At 37.0% G+C, this 16,758-nt stretch carries 19 protein-coding genes; 8 read left to right on the top strand and 11 right to left on the bottom strand.

The genetic code is table 11. The features are described from left to right. Position 1: 1 nt before the first annotated feature. On the bottom strand, positions 2-463 hold the full coding sequence (locus ACZ1GR_RS01200; protein ID WP_472610446.1) for a (2Fe-2S)-binding protein: 462 nt from the start codon (positions 461-463) through the stop codon (positions 2-4). A gap of 180 nt (positions 464-643) precedes the next feature. Here ACZ1GR_RS01200 and ACZ1GR_RS01195 point away from each other — a divergent pair, with 180 nt between their 5' ends. Then, positions 644-1,732 carry a vWA domain-containing protein gene (locus ACZ1GR_RS01195; RefSeq protein WP_472610445.1) on the top strand — a complete coding sequence of 363 codons (1,089 nt, stop codon included), beginning with the start codon at positions 644-646 and terminating at the stop codon, positions 1,730-1,732. A 64-nt stretch (positions 1,733-1,796) separates the two neighbouring features. Then, a complete protein-coding gene (locus tag ACZ1GR_RS01190; RefSeq protein WP_472610444.1) occupies positions 1,797-1,967 on the top strand; it encodes a hypothetical protein in 171 nt (56 codons plus the stop codon). Position 1,968: 1 nt separating this feature from the next. Here ACZ1GR_RS01190 and ACZ1GR_RS01185 read toward each other — a convergent pair whose 3' ends face one another. Further along, positions 1,969-2,568, bottom strand: a complete 600-nt coding sequence (locus ACZ1GR_RS01185; RefSeq protein ID WP_472610443.1) for a 3-keto-disaccharide hydrolase — start codon at positions 2,566-2,568, stop codon at positions 1,969-1,971. A gap of 107 nt (positions 2,569-2,675) precedes the next feature. Between ACZ1GR_RS01185 and ACZ1GR_RS01180 the strand changes: the two genes are divergently transcribed. Then, positions 2,676-2,825 carry a hypothetical protein gene (locus ACZ1GR_RS01180; RefSeq protein WP_472610442.1) on the top strand — a complete coding sequence of 50 codons (150 nt, stop codon included), beginning with the start codon at positions 2,676-2,678 and terminating at the stop codon, positions 2,823-2,825. On the opposite strand, the gene ACZ1GR_RS01175 is transcribed toward ACZ1GR_RS01180, so the two are convergent. The 3 genes from ACZ1GR_RS01175 to ACZ1GR_RS01165 are packed head-to-tail and all read right to left on the bottom strand — an operon-like array spanning position 2,822 to position 5,365. Then, positions 2,822-4,276, bottom strand: a complete 1,455-nt coding sequence (locus tag ACZ1GR_RS01175) for a M14 family zinc carboxypeptidase (protein WP_472610441.1) — start codon at positions 4,274-4,276, stop codon at positions 2,822-2,824. The two genes, ACZ1GR_RS01180 and ACZ1GR_RS01175, sit on opposite strands and share 4 nt — an antisense overlap. Position 4,277: 1 nt before the next feature. After that, complete coding sequence (locus ACZ1GR_RS01170) at positions 4,278-4,937, bottom strand: peptidoglycan recognition protein family protein (RefSeq protein ID WP_472610440.1); 660 nt, start codon at positions 4,935-4,937, stop codon at positions 4,278-4,280. Continuing rightward, positions 4,934-5,365: a 3D domain-containing protein gene (locus ACZ1GR_RS01165; RefSeq protein ID WP_472610439.1), complete on the bottom strand. Its 432-nt coding sequence runs from the start codon at positions 5,363-5,365 to the stop codon at positions 4,934-4,936. Before ACZ1GR_RS01165 ends, ACZ1GR_RS01170 begins: the two co-directional genes overlap by 4 nt. Positions 5,366-5,464: 99 nt before the next feature. Here ACZ1GR_RS01165 and ACZ1GR_RS01160 point away from each other — a divergent pair, with 99 nt between their 5' ends. Further along, positions 5,465-5,866: a DUF2452 domain-containing protein gene (locus ACZ1GR_RS01160; protein ID WP_472610438.1), complete on the top strand. Its 402-nt coding sequence runs from the start codon at positions 5,465-5,467 to the stop codon at positions 5,864-5,866. Here ACZ1GR_RS01160 and ACZ1GR_RS01155 read toward each other — a convergent pair. Then, positions 5,861-6,736, bottom strand: coding sequence for a pirin family protein (locus ACZ1GR_RS01155; protein ID WP_472610437.1), 876 nt, complete (start codon positions 6,734-6,736; stop codon positions 5,861-5,863). The genes ACZ1GR_RS01160 and ACZ1GR_RS01155 overlap by 6 nt on opposite strands. A 55-nt stretch (positions 6,737-6,791) precedes the next feature. On the opposite strand from ACZ1GR_RS01155, the gene ACZ1GR_RS01150 reads away from it, so the two are divergent. Continuing rightward, positions 6,792-8,126, top strand: coding sequence for a serine hydrolase domain-containing protein (locus tag ACZ1GR_RS01150; RefSeq protein WP_472610436.1), 1,335 nt, complete (start codon positions 6,792-6,794; stop codon positions 8,124-8,126). A gap of 609 nt (positions 8,127-8,735) precedes the next feature. Next, complete coding sequence (locus tag ACZ1GR_RS01145) at positions 8,736-9,026, top strand: hypothetical protein (protein ID WP_472610435.1); 291 nt, start codon at positions 8,736-8,738, stop codon at positions 9,024-9,026. 7 nt (positions 9,027-9,033) lie between these two features. On the opposite strand, the gene ACZ1GR_RS01140 is transcribed toward ACZ1GR_RS01145, so the two are convergent. After that, positions 9,034-9,876: a 1,4-dihydroxy-2-naphthoyl-CoA synthase gene (locus ACZ1GR_RS01140; RefSeq protein ID WP_472610434.1), complete on the bottom strand. Its 843-nt coding sequence runs from the start codon at positions 9,874-9,876 to the stop codon at positions 9,034-9,036. 152 nt (positions 9,877-10,028) lie between these two features. On the opposite strand from ACZ1GR_RS01140, the gene ACZ1GR_RS01135 reads away from it, so the two are divergent. Both ACZ1GR_RS01135 and ACZ1GR_RS01130 read left to right on the top strand, forming a co-directional pair. Further along, positions 10,029-11,123 carry a pyridoxal phosphate-dependent aminotransferase gene (locus ACZ1GR_RS01135; RefSeq protein WP_472610433.1) on the top strand — a complete coding sequence of 365 codons (1,095 nt, stop codon included), beginning with the start codon at positions 10,029-10,031 and terminating at the stop codon, positions 11,121-11,123. Between the two features lie 70 nt (positions 11,124-11,193). Then, positions 11,194-12,186: a VOC family protein gene (locus ACZ1GR_RS01130; RefSeq protein WP_472610432.1), complete on the top strand. Its 993-nt coding sequence runs from the start codon at positions 11,194-11,196 to the stop codon at positions 12,184-12,186. A gap of 49 nt (positions 12,187-12,235) precedes the next feature. Here the strand turns inward: ACZ1GR_RS01130 and ACZ1GR_RS01125 are convergent, their stop codons facing one another. The 4 genes from ACZ1GR_RS01125 to ACZ1GR_RS01110 all read right to left on the bottom strand — a co-directional run bounded on the left by ACZ1GR_RS01125 (position 12,236) and on the right by ACZ1GR_RS01110 (position 16,693). Further along, the gene (locus ACZ1GR_RS01125; RefSeq protein ID WP_472610431.1) at positions 12,236-12,541 is read right to left on the bottom strand and encodes a hypothetical protein; all 306 of its coding nucleotides are present in this window, start codon (positions 12,539-12,541) and stop codon (positions 12,236-12,238) included. Between the two features lie 197 nt (positions 12,542-12,738). Next, positions 12,739-13,770: a M10 family metallopeptidase domain-containing protein gene (locus ACZ1GR_RS01120; RefSeq protein ID WP_377765044.1), complete on the bottom strand. Its 1,032-nt coding sequence runs from the start codon at positions 13,768-13,770 to the stop codon at positions 12,739-12,741. A gap of 103 nt (positions 13,771-13,873) precedes the next feature. Then, complete coding sequence (locus tag ACZ1GR_RS01115) at positions 13,874-15,103, bottom strand: glycosyltransferase (RefSeq protein WP_472610430.1); 1,230 nt, start codon at positions 15,101-15,103, stop codon at positions 13,874-13,876. Between the two features lie 78 nt (positions 15,104-15,181). Continuing rightward, positions 15,182-16,693, bottom strand: coding sequence for a DEAD/DEAH box helicase (locus ACZ1GR_RS01110; protein ID WP_472610429.1), 1,512 nt, complete (start codon positions 16,691-16,693; stop codon positions 15,182-15,184). Positions 16,694-16,758: the final 65 nt, after the last annotated feature.

Raw genomic sequence — 16,758 nt, 5'->3', positions numbered from 1 at the left:
GTTAGGACATTTTTTCAGCTGCGATGGCAACCGCTTTTCGTATTCTCGTATATGATGCACATCTGCAAATGTTGCCATGCATAGCATTCTTGATTTCCTCTTCAGTAGGATTACTATTGTTTTCTAAAAATGCAGAAGCGGTCATAATCTGACCAGCTTGACAATATCCACACTGCGGAACATCAACTTCTTTCCAAGCTTCCTGTACAGGATGGCTACCATCTTGTGATAAACCTTCTATAGTGGTAATAGCTTTTCCTTCTACCTGTTCTAGCGTGGTAGAGCAGCTACGTAGCGGATTACCATCGACATGAATGGTACAAGCGCCACACTGGCCTATTCCACAGCCATATTTGGTACCTACAAGATCTAGATGGTCTCTTAAGACCCATAAAACGGGAGTGTCAGAAGCCACATCTACCGTTTTTGATTCACCGTTAACTTTGAGCTGATACGTTGGCATAGGTATTCTTGTATTAAGTGATTATTGGTATGATGTTCAAGTTACCAAATTTTATAGGTAAGTTAAGTTTTTTAACAAATCAGCTTTTGATTTAACTTTTCATTAAAACTAATATGCAATTTTCAAATAATTTAAACTGCAAATGTTCGTTAAGCAGAAAGGAACCTTAAAATTTTGAAAATGAAAAGTTATTTCAGTTACGCTATTCTTGTTTTTAGCCTCTTATTATTTATTTCATGCGGAAACGCCGATGACGACGTCAATTTTGACTTAAATCAGGGCGAACTCGGAGAAGGCAAAGAACCTGATGATTGCCTTAATTTTGGGGAGAATGAGTTGCTGCTTTCTATTCAAGATCAATTTACCACCCTGCCAGGAAAGGTTTCTATTTTATTTAAGGTAAGTGATAATTTGGGCAATCCGGTTTCTGGATTAACCGCGAATCAATTCACTATTTATGAGCAAGGTAGAAATGATGATTGCTTCAACACTATTTCGTCTTCTGAATCTTTTGCCCGCATATCACCAAACTCGCAAGTGTTCAACAACAACACCTTACTTGTTTTAGATTTAAGCAATTCAGTATTACAAAGTAGTCTTGATGAACTCAAAACAGCATCTACGAGTTTTGTGAACAACGTAATGCCATCCCCAGAATCCAGTTCCTTTAAAATGGCTATTTATTGGTTTGATGGTGAAGATGAATTGCACCTATTAAATGAATTAACATCGTCTACAACAGAGTTAACAGATGCCATTGCTGGCATTGATGAAAATATCAGCAATGACCCGTCTACAGATTTATATGGCGCTGTAATTAAATCTACAGCTATAGCGGAGGAACTGTTGCAAAACAGTACCCAAAATTCTTCTATCGGTGCCGCCTCGGTAGTTCTTTTTACTGACGGTACAGACCAGGCATCGCGTTTTACTGAACAAAGTGCTTTGAATGCCGTCGATAACGCCAATAGAAATATATCGTTTTTTACAATCGGATTAGGTGCCGAAATTGATTCTGAAGTTCTTGATGCCATTGGAAAAACAGCTAGTGTAGTCGCAAGTAATGCTGCAGAACTAGAAACAACCTTCAACCAAATATCTGCCAGGGTTTCTGAACAGGCCAATAGTTTTTACCTGTTTGAATATTGTACCCCAAAACGAGATGGTAGTGGAGAAAACAACTTAGTTATTCAACTTACCAATGGCTCTTTGCAAGGGGCGGTACAGACCAAGTTCAATGCAAACGGGTTTACCGGTGGATGTGAATAAAGTCTAGTTGAGACAAACCAGTTTTAGTATCTTGCACTTGCAGGCTCATTAAATTCACGATTGAATGGCTCGCAAAGGTACTATCAGTGTTATCATTTTTTTTATTGCTTGTTTACTGCCCACATTTTATATCACGGCCCAAGAGCATCATGCACTTGAAGGAAGGTGGGATTTGGAAGTGGAGTTCAAACAAATTACTATCAGCTCCATATTGGATTCATCGTCTGAAAACTAAACTAGTTCAATTTCTTTAATTTAATATTTTTCCAGCGAACTTTAATTCCGCCGCCATCGTGAATTTGTAGGGCAATAGCACCTTTTCCATTACCTATCTTTTGATCAACCAGATTTACCATTTCTACTCCGTTTAAATAGGTGGTAATTGTAGAACCTTTTGCAACTATTCTCATGGTGTTCCACTGGTTCATTTTTAAAACTGCTTCTTTTTCAGCTTTAGGTTTTATGAGCCAACCTCTTCCGTATGATTCATAGATTCCACCGGTATGCTTTCCTTGAGGTGCTACCTCAGCTTGCCAACCTGTAACCTTGGTGCCTTCAAAAATAGACCTTATAAAGACACCGCTATTGCCATCAGCTTCTTGTTTGAAATCTAGGGTCAACTCAAAATCGTCATATGTTTCCTTTGTTGATAGATAGCCATAAGCTTGGTCAGGTCCGCTTTCGCATATAAGATGACCGTCGGAGACATACCATTTTTCGGTACCATGTACAATCCAACCATCCAAGCTTTCTCCATTGAATAGCGAAAGCATTTTTTCTTGTCCAAGTGAAAAATTAGATATAAAAATTATGCTGATAAATAACAGATTTTTCATGTAAATAGTTGATAGTGAATTTTTTCTAAAAATTGCTCAAAATAAATTTCTTTAATAGTAGTCTTTTTCTTACATATTTAGTATCTTAGGGTTATAAACTTAAGCCTATGCCTGAAATTACTACAAATTTTTTTTTGCAAGTTGGTCCTAAAAAACGCAAGCAAAACATAGATAGATGGTTTGTATTATCTATTATTTTTATGGCATTGGGCCTAATACTAGCTTTTTTAGCATTGCTTTTACCTAATAAATTTTAATTTCTATGAATCAAGGCGTTTCCAAACTTCTGTTTGTCACTGGCAATACTTAAATCCAAAAGAAAACCATTGATTATAGCATACTTTATTTTACCGTCTTTCTCTAAAAAGAATGTTGGCTCTTTTCCTGGAGATAGTTTAAAATCAGGTAATTTAAAATTCTCCCCAACCAAATGAACCGGCTTTTTTACCGCGAAACCGTTTTTGGGTAAATGCGTCTTTACGAATGCTACCCCTGATTTATGAAGATTTTTTGTGTCTAGTTCTGCTCCATTTTTATCCACTGTCAGTTTTGGAGCTACAATGGTATAGCCGGAAGCATCGAAAGTTTCATAACCATAATAGGTTGATAGATCACCTTGGTCTACAATTGTGCTTTTGTAATAAAAAGTATTGTGGTCTACAAAATCTATTTCTTGCCTGTTAATACCTAAATCGAGAATGTATGGTTTGTCTGAAATCTTATAGGTTACATTTTTAATTTTTAAATCAAATAACTTTCTGTCATTCTTTGGTATTTTTTCATAATCCTCAACTGGAATATCTACATAACTTCCTTTAGCTATGGTGTATAGTGCCGACAGAATCGATACGTAATTTAATTTTCGTATTTCTTGCTTTTCAATATCATTTGTATATCCGCCAGATTCGATAAGAATTAAGCTTGTACCCCATTTAGCAATATTGTCACCAAAAGCCCTAGGCTCAAAATCATCATTATAACGCCCCACCTGACCCGGTGCATACTTTTGAATAATCTCATTCATGAAAACGATAACTTTCATTGCGTTGGCCCGTACATCATTTATATCTTTTTCATAATTGTATGCGGTAGCCAAATAGGATATGGATGCTGGCTTTTCGGTACGTTCCGCATTATAATAGGTACTTTGATCGTGTAAATTGAAGCCAAATGCCGCATCTAAACTATCACGAACTCTTTTCAATGCTCTGCTCTCTGGTGATTGTAAACGCAAGGCATCTCTATTAATATCTACTCCCAAAGCGTTTCGTCTTTGAAATACTTCAGCCCCATCAGGATTCAACATAGGCAGAAAATGTAGGGTAAGATTGTTGAGAATTTCATTTTTTTCCTTTTTAAAATCCCCACTTTTGAAAAAATTCAAAAGATCAAAAATTGCTTGGGTCGCTGTTGGTTCATTACCATGCATCTGAGACCATAAAAAAATATTGGTCTCGCCAGAGCCTAAGGATATTAGATTTAAGTCACGCCCCTGAATGGATTCTCCTACCTTTTGTACCTTAAATTTAGCATTGCCCCTGAAATTAGCTATTAAGGGCTGTAAATCAGCATGTTTAATTCTACGATTATTTAAACTAGTTTCTTTATAGTCGTCATAAGAGTCATAAATCGCCTTTGTTATGTTTTGTGCTGTTGAGCTTGAAATACCCATAATTATTGTACATAAGAGAAGAAAACGTTTGTTCATTTTATTTTTTTATTGGAATCGGAGTGAAATTAAAATTTTTAGTTGCTTGTCGTACTTTATACATAAAATCTTTTCCAGGATCGGTTTTTTCGGTGCGATAACTAGTATCTCTTTCTAACCAAAGGGGATGACCTTCAAAATTTGTATACTCATAATGGCCAATTAGAAATTCGATATCATATTTTTTTGCCAAGTACCTAACCAATTTAATGTTGGCTTTTAGTTGCTCTTCCGTTAAGGGTGAATCTTCGGTGCCACCTACATTCTCTATACCTATTGAGCAATGGTTTAGGCCAATTACATGCCTACCCATGTAGGTTTCGGGCATCATTCTATAAATACTACCATCTTTATCGACCAAAAAGTGGGTTGAAACATTTAGACCGCTCACATTTTCAATATCTGGTCGCCAATTGGGTAAGGTGCTTTCATAAAATGCATCGTAAGAGCCTTCAAAAGTGGGTATAGCGGTCCAGTGCAATACAATCATTTTGGGGTTTATGGTGATGGTATCTCTTTCTAAACCGTAGCGATCTTTCAGATAGGCTTTTGTCAGTGCAATTCGTTCTGCGTCAAATTGAATAGGCTTGTCAATAATGCTACTCTTAATGCCGCAACCGGATAAAGTCAAAAGAATAGCTAAAATGGCTATTTTTCTCATGGCTTTTCGGTTTGCGTTATGGAGTCTTTTGGAAGCGCGTAGCAAATAAAGCGTTTTTGCCTACCCCATTCGCGTGCTTTTTTGACATCTTTTCCCATATAAATATCGATCCTATTACGCCATCTACGGTTCATTTTATCCTTTACATAAAAAGTATCCGGTAGTGATTCAATAATCATCATCGAGTTATGCTTTATACCCAAAGCTAGTAAATCTCGAGAAACCGCTACCACTTTCATTCCTGGTTTTAGCGTATCTCCCCATGCCGCAATATTGGGGTCTCCTTGTGTTTGCCAAGAAACCGAATTATAAGCTGAAACAGTAACTTCTTTGCCGTACCAGTCGATTTTTTCTTGTTTTATTTCTTCTTTGGCCCCACAAGAGAGCAAGCAACAGCATAATCCGATATAAATTGTATTTTTTGTCAATCCATTTCTTTTATGAAAAGTACTCTAAGCTACATAAAATCTATAAGAGCGCTGAAGTAAGTTGTAAACTCTGGTCTACTTCTGTAATTTTGCAATGCTATGAAGAAAGAAAAAAAGCCCGATTACGTTGTATTTGACGAAGAAACGCAATCATACAATAGCAAGCTACTACCCTATTCAAGTAACCTTGCTGCTCCAAAAATTACACCGCCAGACGTAACTTCTTGGAAAAACACGAACATCGTAAGTGCAAACAATCAGTTCAAAGCGAAATACGAGGCGATTCAGGACGAGTATAAGCGTATGATGCAAGAATTTGAATATAATGCCCTCGTCTACAATGCCAAATTTAATTTTGAGCCCATTGTTGGTAAGATATATCATCTGTATCGGTCTAGAGACGAAAGCACTTTTTTATCCCTTATTTTGCCCAATGAATGTAATTTTGAACATTTAGGAACCTTTAAGTTGGGACCTGATAAAACTTGGGAGAAATTATAGGCCAGGCAAGGGCACGTAACTAGAATCGGATTTCATCATAGGAAAGGTTTTATTCTGCCATTGCTTTTTTGCATTTTCTATCCTTTCTTTTGATGAAGAAACAAAATTCCAGTAAATATGTCGCTCTTCCTCAAAAGGTTCGCCACCAAATAATAGCAAATGTGAATTGGGTTGAAGTTCTATTTTGCACACATCTTCTACTTTGCTCACCAAAATATTACCTTTTGTAACTAGTTCATCGCAGGCTTTGATGCTTCCCTCAACGATACATATGCCGATTTCACCTTTTAACTGGCCAGCTATATCTAAAGCATAAAAACCTCTATTCTTTAGTTCTACCATAAATAATGGCGAAAAGACCGGTACGGGAGATTTTCTACCGTAACCTTCGCCAGCAACAAGGGTGAAAGAGGTACCGGCTTCTTCCCATTGGGGCAGATCTTTATTGGGAATATGGTGAAAGCTTGGGGCAATCTCCTCTTGTGATTTAGGTAAGGCCACCCAAATCTGATACCCATGAGCGGTAAACTCCTTCCCATTTCTTAATTCTTGTGGGGTTCGTTCGGTATGGGAAACCCCACTGCCAGCTGTCATCCAATTAACAGACCCTGGTTTTATAAGTTGTTTTGTTCCTAAACTATCTTCGTGCATTAACTCCCCTTCGAGCATAAATGTTAGGGTAGATAAGCCAATATGTGGATGTTGATCTACATCCATATACTGATCAGGTCCAAGTTTTGTCGGGCCCATATGGTCTATAAAAATAAAAGGACCGATCATTCTTTTCTTGCGGAAAGGAATCAGTCTGCCTACCAAAAAGTCTCCAATATCCCTACTTCTTTCAGCTATTATTAATCCTACATTAGACATGCGCTTTGATTTCTTATTTTCGTGAAAGGAAGTTACAATTTTCTATTTTGATGTTATGAAAATATTCAAAAGGGTTTTACTGCTACTAATTCTCGTTGTCGGTATTGTTTTTTATATCAACTATCCAAAACTGAATATGATTTCGGGCTATGCCGCTAAATACTTGGCCTCAAGTGTTTTGCTTGGAAATCGTGAACCTGAGTCCGTCGTTGCAAACGATTTAGATATGCCACTGGTAAGATTGGCCACTACAGCATATAACGTTGAAGAAGCTTCTGCATCGGCCAGTGTCTATGGATTAATGGGAAGAAAAGCTATCGATAGGCAAGGTTTAGGAACCGTTTTGGTAAATCGTCATTATCCAGAAGACGAAATATACATACAACCACAGCGCGATACTACAGTCATCACAAAACCATACCCTTATGGGCATCTAAAACCTAAAGACACTGTTTTTTCCGAGGTTGATTATGAACAACTGCAAAAAGCGGTGGCCTTGGCATTTGATGACAATGAAGTACAAAAGACCCGCACGCTTTTGGTGTTATACAAAGGCCATTTGCTTACAGAGAAGTATTTAGATGGTTTTACAAAAGATACGCCAATACTCGGTTGGTCAATGACCAAGAGTATATTGGCAACATGTTTTGGTATTCTTGAAAAACAAGGAAAATTGGAAATGGATTGGCTAGCTCCAATTCCGGAGTGGAAGAATGATGAACGGAAAAAGATTACCTTAAATCATCTATTGCGCATGCAAAGTGGATTAGAATGGAATGAAGATTACACTACTATTTCAGATGCCACAAGAATGCTTTTTTTAGAGTCTGATATGACGAAAAGCCAGCGAAATAAAAATGCTATTGCCAAACCTACTGAAATTTGGAATTACTCTTCGGGCACTACGAATCTCTTATCCGGAATTTTAAGGCAACAGTTTAGAACCCAATCGGAATATCTAGATTTTCCGTATGAAGCTTTTATTGATAAAATTGGAGCGTACACAATGCTGTTGGAAGCCGATTTGGGAGGCAACTATGTAGGCTCTTCCTATGGATGGGCCAGCACAAGGGACTGGGCCAAAGTAGGACAGCTATATCTGAATAAAGGACGCTGGAACGGAGAACAACTTTTCAATGATGACTGGATAAATTACATTACTACCCCTACACAATTTTCTGAAGGAAGATACGGTGCTCATTTTTGGCTCAATAGCGGCGGTATCTATCCTGATTTACCCAGAACACTCTATTCGATGAATGGTTTTCAAGGCCAGTATGTCTTTATTATTCCTTCAAAAGACCTTGTTGTGGTACGTACCGGTTTGGCAGAGAATCCGATTTTCGACGTAAATCACTTTTTATCAGCGCTTTTAAAAGCAACTCCATAGTTGTTTATCTATTAAATAGCGTATTTAACTTAGCATACCACAAAAGGTAGCTACTTCACAACAATAATTTCACACAAACACAGACCTTAGCTACATTTACACCATAATAATCAAGTAAATAATTTTTTCATTTTCATATAGTGTTCTCGTAAAAGGGCCTTTGTCGAATAGACGGGGCTCTTTTTAATTTCAGCCCATTTGGCTAGCATACTTTAAATCGTATACATCTCAACCGTCTTTTTAGTTAAAAAAGAACATAGACCACAAAAGGTAACCACTTCACAACAATAATTTCGCACAAACATGCGCCTTAGCTACATTTACACCGTAATAATCAAGTAAATAATTTTTTCATTTTCATATAGTGTTCTCGTAAAAGAGCCTTTGTCGATAAGATAAAGGCTCTTTTTAATTTAGGTATATCTTCGATTTAAAAGGATATCCCATTCTTTTATAATGATGTGACTTTAGACCTAATCTCGTTTCTAAACTTAAAATACTGTTGGTGAAATGAAAAAACTGGTCTATTTAGGTTTTCTATTATTTTTTGGGTTGGGCATCCTAAGCGCTCAAGATTCTACGGACACATCTGCTGACGACAAGGCCCAAATGAAAAAAATTGCACGCGCAATAAAAGAGGCTAAGAAAGAAGAGAAAGTCGCTAAAAAAGTGGAAAAGGAATTTAAAAAACGGGAAGCGTTAAGAAAAGACATCAATAAAACGGAAAGTCGGATTAAATCGGAAACTTCAAAGCTTGATAAACTAAATGCTAGATTGGAGAAAAGAAATACTCAAATGACTCTTGTTGAAAAAGAAAAAACAGAACTAAAAATTGCCAAAACAAAAGAACAACTGGAAAAACTTGAAGCTAAGCTCTTAAAGCTGAAAAAGAAGCTTTAACATTAATCTATGGGAGCCATTTATCTTCCCCAAAATTTGGCTTTCGCTTTTCTAAAAAGGCATTACGGCCCTCTTTAGCTTCATCGGTCATATAAGCCAGTCGAGTTGCCTCACCAGCAAAAACCTGCTGCCCTACCATTCCATCATCGGTTAAATTCATTGCGAATTTTAGCATTTTTATTGATGTGGGTGATTTTGCCAAAACTTCTTGCGCCCATTCATAGGCAGTAGCCTCTAATTCAGCATGCGGTATAACGGCATTGACCATGCCCATTTCAAAAGCCTCTTGGGCCGAGTAATTGCGCCCTAGAAAGAAAATCTCCCGAGCTTTCTTTTGCCCAACCATTTTAGCGAGATATGCTGAACCATATCCTCCATCAAAACTAGTAACATCGGCATCGGTCTGCTTAAAAATAGCATGTTCTTTACTTGCAAGGGTCATATCACAAACTACATGTAAACTATGCCCACCACCTACGGCCCAACCGGGAACAACAGCAATAACTACTTTTGGCATAAAACGGATCATACGCTGTACCTCTAAAATATTCAAACGATGCTGCCCATCTTGCCCTACATAACCTTGGTGTCCCCTGGCCTTTTGGTCACCACCACTGCAAAAAGACCAAATTCCATCCTTAGTAGATGGCCCTTCACCAGAAAGTAGCACTACTCCAATAGAAGTATCTTCTTGGGCATCATAAAAGGCTTTTATTAGTTCACTGGTGGTATTGGGTCTAAAAGCATTGCGAACATCAGGGCGGTTAAAAGCGATTCGAGCCACCCCATTACTTTTTTTATAGGTGATATCGTCAAACTCGATAGCAGTTTTCCAGTTGGCAGTTTTCATTAGGCACTTATTTTTGTGGATTACAAAATAACGGAAAATCCTTCTCAAAGTGGGCAGCAAGCTAAGAATAACATTAAGATATCGGAGTTTTACGATTTAATTCACGAAATTAGTAGTTAACTAGGTTAATCATTTTTCAAAGAACAATACATATGGAGAGCAGAAGAGACTACTTAAAAAAAATTGGACTTGGGGCGTTGGCATTAAATCTAGCCCCAATATATGCTTATGAAAATGAAAGTGTTATCCCTACAAAAGCTAATTCCCATAAAATATTTTTAAATGCAAATGAGAACCCTTATGGTCCCTCACCTTTATCAAGGGAGGCCATGATGGAAAGTATTTCAAACAGTAACCGTTATGGTTGGTCACAAAAACCAAAGCTTATCGAAGCTATTGCAGCATACAATAAGGTGGCTAAAGAAAATATTATGCTTGGATCTGGCTCTACCGAGATATTAAACTTAGTGCTTCATTATGCGGCACAACAAAAAGGGAATATTGTTACAGCGGATAATACCTTTAATTTTTGGATGTCTCCGGCAAAGAATCTAGGTTTAGAAAAAGTTAGTGTTCCACTTACTGCCGATAAAAAGAATGATTTAGGTGCATTAAAAAAAGCGGTCACATCAGATACTCGATTAGTTTATGTATGTAACCCTAATAACCCAACTGGTACAATAACCGACAGTAATCAGTTGCTGAATTTTGTACGAGAGGTATCAAAAAATAGACTTGTATTATTGGACGAAGCCTACATTGACCTGACCGATCAGAAATCTTTAAGCACCTTGGCCAGTGAGAACGAAAACCTTATCATAGCAAAAACCTTTTCTAAACTTTTTGGATTGGCCGGAGCACGAATCGGTTATGCGGTAGCACATCCAAAAACTATTAAGAAGTTAAGCGGATTGCAGTCTTGGAGCAATGGTGATGTAAGTGTGGTGTCTACTGCGGGGGCTTTGGCAGCTTTACAAGACGTTAATTTTATCAAAGATACTTTTGAATTGAATGCGAGCGCACGAGCCTATACTATAGCACAGTTCGAAAAATTGAACATTAAATGCATCCCATCACATACCAACTTTATCTATTTTTCTTTAGAAAATTATAAGGGGCAATTCTTTGAAAGGCTTAAGGCAAATAACATTGTAGGTACTCGAATTTATGAAAAAGAAGGGAAATGGTCTAGAATCACTGTTGGAAGACTTGAGGACATGAAAACTTTGGTAAGAGCTTTAAGTTAAGGACTATTACTATCTGGACTATCATCTCAATCCTAATGAAATTTTTATAACTCAGCGGAAATATAGGTTTATGCAACTATCATTCAATAAAATAGGGTTCGTGCTTTTTACCGTTTGTCTAATAGCTACAAATTTTTCGTGTACTACTAAATCTTTAGATGAAGTAAAACCAATTCATTTAGATGATATCCATTTTATTGTCACCGATGAGGAAGCAACGGTTGCGTTCTTCCAAAAACATTTTGGTGCTAGAGAGATGGCTCATCCTGGTGAAAGGTTTGATTTGGTACGTTTTCTATCCCTAAAATGGCAAGACCCAACAATCACCATAACTTCTATCGGCCCTTATAAAGACTTGCCAGTTGAACGCAATCAGCGTTGGCTTAACGCAGAGATCATTTCACCAAAAGCAGAAAAATCAAAACCTGTTTATGGTGCAAAATGGTTGGCACTAGCAGTACCATCGATACAAGCTGCGCTTAAAGAACTTCAAGAAGAAGGAGCTGCAATTTCAGAGTATAAACTATCATTGCCCTTGGAACCTGATACCCCGGCTTTCAGTATTTATGGCCCCGATGGGTTTGAAATTGTTATAGTAGAGCGTCCAGAGAAAGAGTTTGGAGCTGCAAAATATAGTATTGATCATATTCAATTTCTTGTGGAAGACGTTGAAGAGACGAAGACTTTCTTTGAAAAAATATATAGTGCACAATCTGCAATACAAGAAAACGGCACAATCAGTTTAAAAGTTGCTGATGCAAATCTTATACTATCGGAACCTAAAGTATTTGATATCAATCCAAAAGATGTTTCTTTTAGAAAAAAGGAAGGAACCATTCGAATTGGTCTAGACCACCTTGGTTTTCTTTACGGTGATGTTAATAAGGCCGTTGATCAGGCAGCTTTAAATGGATATTCACCGATTTTTTCGCCACAACGCTATATTTATAAGAATAAACCAACGGTATACACCTTCACGGCATTTTCAGCTCCAAATAATATAAACATAGAAATGGTTCAGGTTGATGGTCGTGTTGGACCACATTCCTATTATATGGATTGAGTAAAGGTGAGTCAGCTTTTATCCTCATCATAAATTAGTAATCTCTTAGCTAGACCATTTGCTTTTTTAAAGGGGATAAAATCTTTATCGGCCAAGGACCAATATTGCATGGCCCAGAATCTGTTTTCGGGTTTAATTGGTCACTAAAATATATTAGCACAGTTATCGCCGGAACTAATGTAAACCACACCAATAAATATTTATCAACCAAATATTGGCTTAAGTCATAGCGGGTAGTTAAAAATTCTACAAATTGAAGAAGACCAAAACCTACGGCAAAATAGGTTCCTAGATATTGTGGAACCTTTTTATCCCACCACTGCTGTATCCATGTCTTATTTGTTTCTGAACTCATATACTAGCTTATAGGTGCTAAGATATATAAAGTATGTAATTTGAAATGGTACTTTATTGTAATTAAATTCTAATACCAAAGTATTTAAAGCAAAGCTTAGTGGGTTTAGTCCCTACTCATAAATTAAGGGCTTACGACGTTCCTTAAAAATAGAAAAAGGCCTCCATTTAGGAGGCCTTTTTACTAAAAACGGTACGCTAGTTATTGGGCCAATTGCCCCAATTGCTGCAATGTCCTGCTTTGTCGGTTTTCTCTACCACTCTATTCACTCCAGAATATCCAGCATTCATAAGTGCACGCGGAGAAAAATGAACTTTACCATTACTTTCGGTAATTGAAACCTTACCAAAATGAGCTTGGCTTAGTGCATGACCTGTTTCGTGCAGTGCTACAGTTTCAAAATCTACGCCACCACCAGTAGCAACCGTATCTTGCCAGTTAAAAGCATCATTATAATAAATTTCTTTAATAGCTACGTCACCTACCCCATCTTCATTAATATCTTCGATATAAGTAAGTGTAAAAGTAACCCCCAATATAAAAGAACCACCACCTGGTGCAACTAAATCAAAAAAGTCACTTGGCAAAATTCCCGCTTGTACGATTATTCCTGGAAAAAAACCATTACTACCACCAAAGCCAAAAAACACATTCGAAATAAAACCAATATCGGTTGGAGATACTCCGAAGTTAGGAAGTTCAAGCCCATCAGAGCAAGTAACTTCATTCCAAGTGTTCATTACATTTTCGATGGCACCAAAAGTGTTTAGTCCAGATGCTGTTGTTAATTGTGTGCCATCTATGATATAGGGCACAGTTTCCCCACCTGCATTTCTTGGGTCATTAGGGACGAAATCAGAGCCCAGCTGTTTGTTTCCTGTATCGCTAAAAAAGACGGTTCTACCTGCGGCATCAGCGCTATAGTATTCCATTTTTTCTAATTGAACCCCATAAGGTATCAAAAGTGCATTAAGTGCATCTGCTCTTGACTGAAGTTCAGAGAACTCATTTTGCTCAGTATTGTTAGCCTTAGCGAATTGCAGGTTAGAAGTTTTTAAATCTAATTTAGCAATTGGAGTTGCAGGAGGTAGTTGAGCAATATCAACCGCCACCATATTTTTCATGGATAGATTTACAGTTTGTAATTCAAGATTCTGTGTTTCTTCCTCAACCTCACAGCTGAAAAGAAGAACCCCTGCAAAAGCGCAAGCGAATAAGGTTTTTTTCATTTTAAAAGAGTTTAATTGATTATTTCGGTCTTAAATTATGATATATTTTTTTAATAAAGGATATTTTGGTAACGAAATTATATAAGACATCTTAAGCCAAAGTTCATAGGGTCTTTTTATTCTTCTCTTCAATCCATTTACTCATATACTTGGTACTTGCCATTGTTTGATGCATTAAAAGAGCGCCAAAGAAATTTTTAGAGCGGTGGCCTTCTAGTTGTTGGCTGACCAAATCAATTTTATGAAATAAAATGGGCGTGAGTTGCTCTTCGGAAAAGTGATTTTTTATGGTATTAAATCCTAATTTTTGAACCAACAACCAAGTTTCCTTATTGCAATAGGTTTCAATTGCTTTTTGAGCAAAATCAGTAGGCTCATCATAATAGTCAGTGTAGTTTGGGATTCCCTCTGCTCCTATTGCAGTTGTTATGGTAGGGGTTCCATTACACATACCATCGATTACTTTTCCTTTTATTCCTGCGCCAAAACGTAAAGGGGCCAAATTAATACGTATTTGTTGTAGTGTTTTATCTAAATCTTCTAACCACCCATGCACGTAAAAGCCTTCTTTCGGTTTATGCATTTCAGTAATTTGCTGTGGCAAGTACGCACCATAGATATTAAGATTGCTTTGTGGTAATTCTTGTCTAATCAATGGCCAAATAGAAGTTTTAAGATATTTAATGGCATCTACATTCGGAGCATGTTTTCCATTACCAATAAACAAGAAATCTTTTCGCTCCTCAAAGCTTGGCAATTCCTGGTTATTTTTATTTGCCGCCGCTTCTACCATAAATGGTAGTGTAAATAGCAAATCCTCAGGAATATGAAACTCGGCTTTAAGCAACTCGGTCTCTGTTGGTGAGATCAAAAGCGTTAAATCAGAACGATAGATACTGGCAATTTCTCGTTTGGCCATATCATTCCCAATCCACTTTTCTGTAGTGAACTCCTCCCCTTTTTTATGACAGACTTCCCTTGTGTTTCTTAGTGAATGCAGGTCTTCCGTATTTAAAACACGAAGGGCATTAGGTGCGGATTCTGCCACTCGCCAACCAAACTGCTCTTCTACCATAAAACGGTCAAAAACTGCTATATTAGGCTTAAGTTTTTTGATGAATTCATCAAAAGAGCTATCATTTAGTTTAATTGTGGTGGTTGTAATATCTAATTTAGAAAGATCCTCTGAGTAATTTGTTTTCTGGGCTGTAGAAGTAAAAATAAGATCAAATCCCTTTTTTTTAAAGCTAGTTAATAGTTGTAGCATGCGATGGCCAGCCGCGGTTGTTTTTGGCTCTGGCCAGACAAAACCGATAAAGAGAGCTGTTTTCATGTGTTAAGTTCAAAAAACAAATTCAAGCTCAAATACAAGTAACAAAAATTTACCATACTTAAAAGCATGTAGTTCTCTTTACATTAATGCTGCAAACTTTTTTGAGATATTAGAGCGTAGCTTTCGCTCATAATCTTCTTCGAGCCATTCTTTATAGTTCTTGGTGTTGTTCATAATACAATAGGAATATTGACGTACTCTAAATTGAATTTCTTCCTTTAAAGACTTTGCCAAAATACGAGCGTCAAAAACATCTTCGCTATTCTCAAAACATATTTGTGCGTGCTGTTCTATACTCTTCTCAAGCACTAATTTAGACTTTCCGCCTTGGGCGAAAACTTTTTTATATTCCTCTTTAATATTGAAATGGATATTTTTTGATTTGCTGAACTTGGCTTTAAGCTCTTCGGGCATTTCATAGATAAATTCACGTTCAATCTCCTCGTCGTTCTTAATATTTTCTAGATAAAAGTCTGGAAAATGGAATATCTCTTGCCAATCTAGGGGTTCATCCCAAGGACCAAAACGGGCAATATTATTACCCATGTCAATAACGTTGAACTTCTTCTTGTTCGCTAAAACTCGAGATCCCCTACCAATCATCTGAAAGTATAAGGTCAAAGACCGTGTTGCTCGATTAAGAATAATTGATTCTACCGTAGGTTCATCAAAACCGGTAGTCAGAATACTAACCGAACTTAGAATAGCGTCAGGGGTGTTAGAAAACCACTCAAGAATTTCTTTTCGTTCAGCGGCGCTGTTTCTATTATCCAAATGTCGGACGTTATAACCAGCTTTTTTGAAGGTTTCATAAACATAATGAGAAGTGTTGATACCATTGTTGAAAATCAAGGTCTTGGTACCTTTCGCTACTTCTTCATAGGCGGTAACCAACTTACCCAACATACTTTGATTACCGTAGAACTCGTCTGAAGATTTTACGGTATAATCACCATGTATACCAAGTTTAAGGCTCTTTAGGCTAACATCATAGTTATATAGTTCGGCCTTGGATAAAAATCCTTTTTCAATCAAAGACTTTATAGATTTACCCACTATCAATTTTTTATAGTGGTCCTTCATCGGTAATTTGATGTTTGAACTTAAAGGGGTAGCCGTAACGCCAAGTATGGTTGCTTCATCAAAATACTTAAAGAGTTTTCGAAAAGAATTATAATGCGCTTCATCAATAATAACAAGGCCAATATCCTTGATTTTTATTTTTTCTTCCTGTAGCCTATTGTTAAGGGTTTCTACCATGGCAACAAAACAGGTAAACTCATCTTGGTCGTCAAACTCTTTTACCTCACTGTTGATGATCTTGTTTTTAACCCCGAAGCCATGCAGCATTTTAGAGGTTTGTCTGCTAAGTTCTATACGGTGCGTTAATACAACGACCTTTTTTTTGGTCTGCTCAATATAACGTCTCGTAATTTCAGAAAAAACCACGGTTTTACCACCACCTGTTGGTAGTTGATATAATAAATTGCTGCCTTTCGGCATACCATGCAATTCTTTAAAGATTCTTTTTAAATCTTCTAATTGGTAATCGTAGAGGTCTTTTCTTGCAACTTCTTTTTCTACTTTCAAAAGGCTATGTCTCTTGATTAATTAATAACAAACCTTACAAAATTATAAGATTTTAATCCTAGTTC

It is taken from the genome of Croceitalea sp. W27 (genome assembly GCF_055693185.1).
Note: the sequence above shows the minus strand (reverse complement) of the source record. Positions and strands in the feature narration are given on the sequence as shown.